This is a genomic window from Phytoactinopolyspora endophytica, from assembly GCF_004138495.1.
GTDB classification, from domain to species: Bacteria; Actinomycetota; Actinomycetes; order Jiangellales; family Jiangellaceae; genus Phytoactinopolyspora; species Phytoactinopolyspora endophytica.
Map to the genome: position 1 here is coordinate 9,501 of NZ_ML142876.1, position 2,426 is coordinate 11,926.

Here is a 2,426-nt window from a genome sequence, read left to right on the forward strand (position 1 = left end):
GACAAAGTCACGGACTTCTCGTGCGGCGGTGTCGTACAGGCGAAAACTCACCGGACAAGAGTAGCTACTCTGACTCATATGGGCAGCCTCCTCGTGACGGCAAGCCGCATTGTGAACCGAGCACCCGTGGAGAAATGCACGTGTCCAACGTCGGGCGGACGTCTTCCGGGCCGCGCCAGGCACCTTGGGGCGGAGGATCCTCCGCTGTGAGTGACCTCACCGAGAACACACAGACGCCTAATGGCCCGCCAGCGAGCCGTCTGACTCGCCCGTGGTGGCTGGCTCCGCTGCTGACCGGCGTCGTGGCCGCTGCCTTGCTCGGGTTCATGACCTGGCAGGTGGTCGTCCGCGGCTTCATCATCGCCTGGGACTGGCCGTTCCACGAGTACGTCGACGTTCGGCAGCCGGAGGAGGGCGCCGTCCGCGAGATGCTCGACGGCGTCGCCAGTTTGGGCGGGCAGCGGTTGTACACGCTGCCCATTCTCGTCGCCGTCGGTGTCTGGGTGGCCTGGAAGCAGCGGAAGATCCGGGTCTTGATCGCGGTGGGCTCCGGCCTCGCCACGGTGTTCTTCGTCGGGTACTGGATCAAGTTCAGTCTCGCCCGGACCGCGCCGCATACCGGCATCGACATCCTGCACGGCGACGGCCAGGCATTCCCGTCCGGCCACACCGCAAACGCGACCCTGACCTGGTTCCTCATTGCGACCATCCTCTTCGGATCACAGGGTTGGCTGCCCGACCGGCGCTGGTTCCGGCGGGCGATCATCGCCGCCATCACCATCGTCTTCGTCGCGGGTGCCTTGATGACACTGCTCGACTACCACTGGCTCAGCGACATCCCGGGGGGTTGGCTGCTGGGCGCGCTCGCGCTGGCAGTCTCCAATGCGGTACTGCGGATCCAGCTACCGTGGCCGATCCTCGATTGGCCCATGGCACGGAGTTCACAGCGTCACTAGGGCCACGGCCATAGCGGCCAGCCCTTCGCCTCGGCCGGTCAACCCCAGACCGTCACTGGTCGTGCCGCTGACGCTGACCGAAGCTCCCACGGCGGCGCTCAACACGTTCTCTGCCTCGGCTCGCCGGGAACCGATCTTGGGACGGTTACCCACCACCTGCACCGAGATGTTGCCTATGACACCGGAGGCTGCCGCTACCAGCCGAGCGGTCTCCCTCAACAAGGCGACACCCGACGCGCCGGCCCATTCAGGGCGGTCGGTGCCGAAGACCGCGCCCAGGTCGCCCAACCCCGCTGCCGATAGCAACGCGTCACATGCGGCGTGTGCCGCCACATCGCCGTCTGAGTGCCCGGCGCATCCGGCCGGCTCGTCGGGCCAGAGCAGTCCGGCCACCCAGCACGGACGGCCGTTCTCCAGCGGATGAACGTCCACACCCATACCGACGCGCGGGGTCACGCCTGGCTCCACGTCTACGCTCCAGCCGAACCGGATGGCGCGCTTCGCCGGTGAGGCGAAGTGGTACGGACCTGTTCGCCACTGGTACGCCGGGCGACGAGTGCCTCCGCCAGCACCAGATCGAGCGGCCTCGTGATCTTCAATGCGTCCTCATGCCCCGGAATGACATACACCGGGCAGCCGATACTCTCGACCAGTCCGGCGTCATCGGTGACCGCGTCCTCGCCGCGTTCTTCCGCGGCGCGATGCGCCCGCTCAAGAACGTCTCTGCGAAAGCCCTGTGGTGTCTGCACGGCTTGCAGCGCCGACCGATCAGGAGTGCCAAGGACGGCTCCCTCCGCGTCCACCTGCTTGAGCGTGTCAATGACCGGCAGGCCAGGAACGACCGCAGGACGGCCAGCGGCGATAGCGTTCGCCACATCGGCGAAGAGCGAGGCAGGGGCCAGACAACGGGCGGCATCATGGACCAAGAGGACGTCCACCTCGCGCGGTGTCTCCCGCAATGCGCGATGAACAGAGGCCTGACGCGAGGCGCCGCCCTCCACAACCCGAAGGCCGACGGTTCCTGGAACTTCCGGCTCGAGTAGCTTCCGGACCGCTTCCACCTCGCCGATCGGCGCCGCGACAGTCACGGCCGTGACGACGCCGCTGCTGATTCCCGCCCGTATGGCGTGAATCAGCAGCGGGTCGTCACCGAGTGTGTACAGCGCCTTCGGAACACCTGCCCGCAGGCGCTCACCGGTCCCGGCGGCCGGGATGATGAGGCCGACCACAACTCAGCCGGCTAAAACCTCATCGAGAAGCGACTCGGCCTTGTCCTCATTGGTGTGTTCCGCGAGCGCAAGCTCGGAGACGAGGATCTGGCGTGCCTTCGCCAGCATCCGCTTCTCACCGGCCGAAAGGCCACGATCACGTTCGCGACGCCAGAGGTCGCGGACGACCTCAGCCACCTTGATAACGTCACCGGAAGCCAGCTTCTCGAGGTTCGCCTTGTATCGGCGAGACCAGTTCGTG

4 protein-coding genes are annotated in these 2,426 nt (G+C 66.6%); 1 reads left to right on the plus strand and 3 read right to left on the minus strand.

Features of this window, described 5'->3' with window-relative positions; all coding sequences use genetic code 11:
* The first annotated feature begins 206 nt into the window (after nt 1–206).
* The gene (locus ELR45_RS32200) at nt 207–956 is read left to right on the plus strand and encodes a phosphatase PAP2 family protein (RefSeq protein ID WP_165368296.1); all 750 of its coding nucleotides are present in this window, start codon (nt 207–209) and stop codon (nt 954–956) included.
* On the opposite strand, the gene ispF is transcribed toward ELR45_RS32200, so the two are convergent.
* The 3 genes from ispF to ELR45_RS41820 form a co-directional block, all read right to left on the minus strand.
* On the minus strand, nt 942–1,394 hold the full coding sequence (ispF, locus tag ELR45_RS32205) for a 2-C-methyl-D-erythritol 2,4-cyclodiphosphate synthase (protein WP_129669967.1): 453 nt from the start codon (nt 1,392–1,394) through the stop codon (nt 942–944). The two genes, ELR45_RS32200 and ispF, sit on opposite strands and share 15 nt — an antisense overlap.
* Before the next feature lie 32 nt (nt 1,395–1,426).
* The gene (gene ispD, locus ELR45_RS32210; RefSeq protein ID WP_129669938.1) at nt 1,427–2,185 is read right to left on the minus strand and encodes a 2-C-methyl-D-erythritol 4-phosphate cytidylyltransferase; all 759 of its coding nucleotides are present in this window, start codon (nt 2,183–2,185) and stop codon (nt 1,427–1,429) included.
* Between the two features lie 3 nt (nt 2,186–2,188).
* Nucleotides 2,189–2,426: CarD family transcriptional regulator (locus ELR45_RS41820; protein WP_420813990.1), on the minus strand; the 238-nt coding region annotated here is incomplete at its 5' end.